Source organism: Pseudomonas sp. 39004 (assembly GCF_028682155.1).
GTDB classification, from domain to species: Bacteria; Pseudomonadota; Gammaproteobacteria; order Pseudomonadales; family Pseudomonadaceae; genus Aquipseudomonas; species Aquipseudomonas capeferrum.
In genome coordinates this window covers 1-3,168 of sequence record NZ_JANIAG010000305.1, presented here as the reverse complement: position 1 = coordinate 3,168, position 3,168 = coordinate 1, and the positions used below count along the sequence as shown (strand labels likewise).

2 protein-coding genes and 1 pseudogene are annotated in these 3,168 nt (G+C 67.3%); 2 read left to right on the top strand and 1 reads right to left on the bottom strand.

What is annotated here, in order from left to right:
• Nucleotides 1-74: 74 nt before the first annotated feature.
• Complete coding sequence (locus tag NP534_RS26365) at nt 75-1,652, top strand: aldehyde dehydrogenase (NADP(+)) (RefSeq protein ID WP_274100676.1); 1,578 nt, start codon at nt 75-77, stop codon at nt 1,650-1,652.
• A gap of 2 nt (nt 1,653-1,654) precedes the next feature.
• Entirely contained in the window at nt 1,655-2,902 is a 1,248-nt protein-coding gene (locus tag NP534_RS26360; RefSeq protein WP_274100675.1) for an NAD(P)/FAD-dependent oxidoreductase, read from the top strand.
• A gap of 118 nt (nt 2,903-3,020) precedes the next feature.
• On the opposite strand, the pseudogene NP534_RS26355 reads toward NP534_RS26360, so the two are convergent.
• A pseudogene (locus NP534_RS26355) lies at nt 3,021-3,168 on the bottom strand (NADH:flavin oxidoreductase/NADH oxidase); the annotation flags it as partial.

Genomic DNA, 3,168 nt, shown 5'->3' with positions numbered 1-3,168 from the left:
TTCCGATCTCAAGGCCGCTCCTACAGGGGCTGCGGTTTCCCTTGATACCCGAATCTGATTTCCAAGGAGGCTCCATGCCCCTCACAGGCAACCTGCTGATCGGCCAGACGCCGGTAACCGGCAGCCGCGAAGCCATTCGCGCCATCGACCCGGCCACCGGCCAGCCACTGGAACCGGCCTACCTCGGCGGCACCGGCGAGCACGTGGCCCAGGCCTGCGCCTTGGCCTGGGCGGCGTTCGATGCCTACCGCGAAACATCGCTCGAACAACGCGCACAGTTCCTCGAAACCATTGCCGCGCAGATCGAAGCGCTGGGCGATGCCCTGATCGACCGTGCCGTGGCCGAAAGCGGCCTGCCCAAGGCGCGCATCCAGGGCGAGCGTGGCCGCACCTGCACCCAGCTGCGCACCTTCGCCCGGGTGGTGCGGGCCGGTGAATGGCTGGATGTGCGGGTCGACAACGCCCAGCCAGAACGCCAGCCCTTGCCCCGCGCCGACCTGCGCCAACGCCAGGTGGCCCTGGGGCCGGTAGCCGTGTTCGGCGCCAGCAATTTCCCGCTGGCCTTCTCGGTGGCCGGTGGCGACACCGCGTCGGCATTGGCCGCTGGCTGCCCAGTGGTGGTCAAGGCCCACAGCGCCCACCCTGGCACCAGCGAACTGGTCGGCCAGGCGGTGGCGCAAGCGGTGAAGCTGTGCGGCTTGCCGGCCGGCGTATTCTCGCTGTTGTACGGCTCCGGCCGTGAAGTCGGCATCGCGCTGGTCAGCGACCCGTGTATCAAGGCCGTTGGTTTTACCGGCTCGCGCAGCGGTGGTATCGCGCTGTGCCAGGCGGCCCAGGCACGCCCGGAGCCGATCCCGGTTTACGCCGAAATGAGTTCGATCAACCCGGTGTTCCTGTTCGAGGCGGCCCTGCAGGCCCGCGCCGAAGCGCTGGCACAAGGCTTCGTCGCCTCGTTGACCCAAGGTGCCGGCCAGTTCTGCACCAACCCCGGCCTGGTGATTGCCCGCCAAGGGCCGGCGTTGCAGCGGTTTATCGACGCTGCCAGCGAGCACGTGCGCCAAGCCGCTGCGCAAACCATGCTCACCCCGGGCATCTTCAGTGCTTACCAGGCCGGTGTCGGTAGCTTGGCGGGTAACGCCAATGCCCAGGCTGCGGCCAGCGGCCAGGCCGGGCAAGGGCCCAACCAATGCCAGGCGCATTTGTTCGTCACCCAGGCCGAAGCCTTCCTCGCCGACCCGGCGTTGCAGGCTGAAGTGTTCGGCGCGGCGTCACTGGTGGTGGCCTGCGCCAGTGACGAGCAGGTACGCCAAGTGGCCGAGCACCTGGAAGGCCAGTTGACCGCGACCCTGCAACTGGACGATGCCGACATCGACAGCGCCCGTGCGCTGCTGCCGACCCTTGAACGCAAGGCCGGGCGCATTCTGGTCAATGGCTGGCCGACCGGTGTCGAGGTGTGCGATGCCATGGTCCATGGCGGTCCGTTCCCGGCTACCTCCGATGCCCGTACGACCTCGGTGGGCACGGCGGCGATCCTGCGTTTCCTGCGCCCGGTGTGCTACCAGGACTTCCCTGATGCCCTTCTGCCGCAGGCGTTGCAGCACGGCAACCCGCTGCAACTGCGGCGCCTGCTCGACGGCAAACGGGAAGGCTGAGCATGGTCGAAACCCATGAAGCCGATATCGCCGTGGTAGGCGCCGGCATTGTCGGCGTTGCCTGTGCCCTGCAACTGGCCCGCCAAGGCCGCCGGGTGCTATTGATCGACCGCCAGGCACCCGGCCAGGGCGCGTCCTATGGCAACGCCGGGCACCTGGCCACCGAGCAGGTATTCCCGATCGCCGACCTGTCGATCCTCAAGCGCCTGCCGAGCATGCTGATGGACCCGATGGGCCCGCTGCGCCTGGACTGGAAGTACCTGCCCAAGGCCATGCCCTGGTTCACCCGCCTGCTGCTCAACCTGCGCCCGGCCCCGTTCCAGCGCAGTGTGGCCGGCATCCGCACGCTGAACGAAGGCAGCCTGGGTGCCTGGCAGCGGCTGCTGGGTTCGATCGGGCGCAGCGAACTGTTCCAGGAGGATGGTTCGTTGCTGGTGTTCGAGAAGCCTGAGTCACGCTCGGCACTGGAGGCGTTGCGTACACGCATGCAACAGCAGGCGGTGCCGGTGGACGTCTGGTCGGCCGAAACCGTGCGCGAGGCAGTGCCACAACTGAGCCCGTCCCTGCTGGGTGGGCTGTTCTTTCCGCGCACCGGGCACTTCATCGACCCTTACCGGGTAGTGTGCGAATTGTTCGAAGCGGCCAAGGCCAGCGGCGTGCGCTTTATCCAGGCGCAGGTCGATGGCGGGCAGCTGCACAGCGGCGGCGTCAGCCTGGCCAGCGACCAGGGCCCGCTCAATGCCCGCCAGGTGCTGATCAGCTGTGGTGCCCACTCTGCGAAACTGACCGCCGCGCTGACGGGCAAGCGGGTGCCGCTGGACACTGAGCGCGGTTACCACCTGATGTTGCCGGGTGAGCACCAGCGCCTGCCGTTTGCAGTCACCTCACTTGAGCGCAAGTTCATCATGACGCCCATGGCCGAAGGTTTGCGCCTGGCCGGCACGGTGGAGTTCGCCGGGCTGGAGGCACCGCCGAGCATGCAACGGGCGTGGCAGTTGCACCGGTTGAGCAAGGGGTTGTTCCGGCAAGACTTGAGCGTCGAAGGGGCAACACCGTGGATGGGTTTCAGGCCATCGTTGCCGGACTCGTTGCCGGTGATTGACCGGGCGTGTGATGGGCGGGTGCTGTTGGCGTTTGGGCATCAGCACCTGGGGTTGACCCAGGCGGCGGTGACGGCGGAATGGGTGGGGCGGTTGGCTGAGCGGGCCGGTGGGCCCGAGATGGGAGCCTACCGGTTGGATCGGTTCTAGATTCGAGGGCCGCTGTGCGGCCCATTCGCGGCACAAGGCCGCTCCTACAGGGGAACGCGTGCTCTTTGTAGGAGCGGCCTTGTGTCGCGAATGGGCTGCAAAGCAGCCCCTCTAAGCCTCAGCGATACCGCTCAAGCCAGTGCGCGTATGGTGCTGGCAAGGTCCAGGAAGCTTTCTCCACCCCCAGCTCCTTGGCCGCAAAGTACGCCCAGTGCGGGTCGGCCAGGTGCGCACGCCCTACCGAAACCAGGTCCAGCTGATTGGCT